The organism is Paraburkholderia silviterrae (genome assembly GCF_004353915.1).
Classification (GTDB): domain Bacteria; phylum Pseudomonadota; class Gammaproteobacteria; order Burkholderiales; family Burkholderiaceae; genus Paraburkholderia; species Paraburkholderia silviterrae.
In genome coordinates this window covers 1-1,700 of record NZ_SMRP01000077.1, presented here as the reverse complement: position 1 = coordinate 1,700, position 1,700 = coordinate 1, and the positions used below count along the sequence as shown (strand labels likewise).

Below are 1,700 nucleotides of genomic sequence, written 5' to 3'. Positions count from 1 at the left end.
TATCCTTTGAGATATTTATGTCGGATAGCACCCCCACATTTGACGGGATCGAGAGGACGTGCACTACCCGCCCAACTTGACAAGTGGTTAGATTCTGTTTTGGGATATAGCCAGTTTCTGAGACCATTACCGCTGACTTATCGAAACTCTCGATTGCATAAAGCGGAGGCTTGTCAAGCAAGCACCTTCTAGAACTGTCGATTGTAATTGAGGAACCAGCTACCTCATAAGTATCATCTGCGTGAGCGGTCCCCGCGAAAAAGACTGATGCCAGCACAATCAAACCCCATTCGATTTTAGGCATTCCCAATCTCTCACGAAATAATCTCTTTAGCAGAACGGGTGAAATCAAGACGACGAGCCGCCCGTTACTTCGCCACCGTGTTAGAGCTCGTCACCCTTGCGGAGAGGAAATTTCATAGTTGCCACAAAATTAGTTAGCTACTTTTACACTGTTGCCTTGAAAACCGCGGCTCTGATAGTGAATCAAAGGATTTAATCCTCATGGCTCTTACGTTGACAATTTCAAAACCAAATCGACTCGAAACAAACACCAGATCCGGATCAGTTCCAATGGCAACTTCGTACACCCCCCCTCCGTATTTTCTCTTCATAATTTCATGCAATCTTGGCCTCGTTAGATAAACCGTTAAATATTCAGCCTGAGGACTCCGAGGATCTATTTTATTCGGGAGGCCGTAAACAACGAGCAAAGTCCCCTTCGAATCAAACGTCCCTCCCGCGATACCATGCTCAGCCCGAATCAAACCTATCTTTTTCCCAGCGTGCTTAACAAGTATTGAGCCTCGACCAACAACCTTCGCCGAATAGTTTCCGTCGCAAGAACTAACAACTTGTGCACAAGCATCGCCCAAGAAAATCACTAGCAAAAATAGAAAAAAGTATCTTTTCACGATTGATCTCCCAGTACTCGATGCGCACTACGAGTTTCAGCCCACCGCAACGGGGGGCTAGCTGCATCCCATCTATTGACGATTCTAGTTACCGCTCGCGATGCCGTCTCCGAAACTCCAATGTCTGCTGCCTTTTCAACTAAATAACGGACACAGAAAAACCCCGCTGTATCAACACAGGAATAGGCGTCATTCCCCGCGAATTCAGGGTCGTCTATAATTGGACCAGTTCCGTGGTGGTGGTTATGACTATTGAACCACGCATGGTCATATGAACTGCTATCAAGCCAACCTCTAAAAACCCAATATTCTGAATAGTTAAATCTCCCGGTAAGCTGCTTAAATCCCCTTCCGCGAAATTTAATCCCGTCGCCAGCATCCGTGTTACCCAATCCACTATTATTCTCATAACGATTGAAATAAGTAACCGCGGCAGGCGGCGAGCGCAGGTAACCATTCAACTCAGGCATAATTGAAACGTGATTAGTTGTAATCGCAGTCGCGATAGCCACAGAGCTTTCGCGAACCACCATCATATAGTACGACTCAACTGCAATTTGCCCAAAAAAATGAGAGCCTCGATTGTTGTTACCAATACCATACTTCCTAAAAACCTGATTGATGGCAACCCGATATTTTTCTCGATATTCCTCGCCGATTTTCCCTACCGCGCTATATTTCAAATCGGGATAAATTTGCGATAACTCGTCCTTGCTCAGCCACCCGCACTTCCTGAAATGCCGGATAAACGCGAGCGGATGGAAAAACCACAGCTTCTGCCCGGCC

1 pseudogene is annotated in these 1,700 nt (G+C 46.4%); it reads right to left on the bottom strand.

Going from position 1 to position 1,700, the window contains the following annotated elements:
* Positions 1-910: 910 nt before the first annotated feature.
* Positions 911-1,700, bottom strand: a pseudogene (locus EYW47_RS41270) (hypothetical protein); the annotation flags it as partial.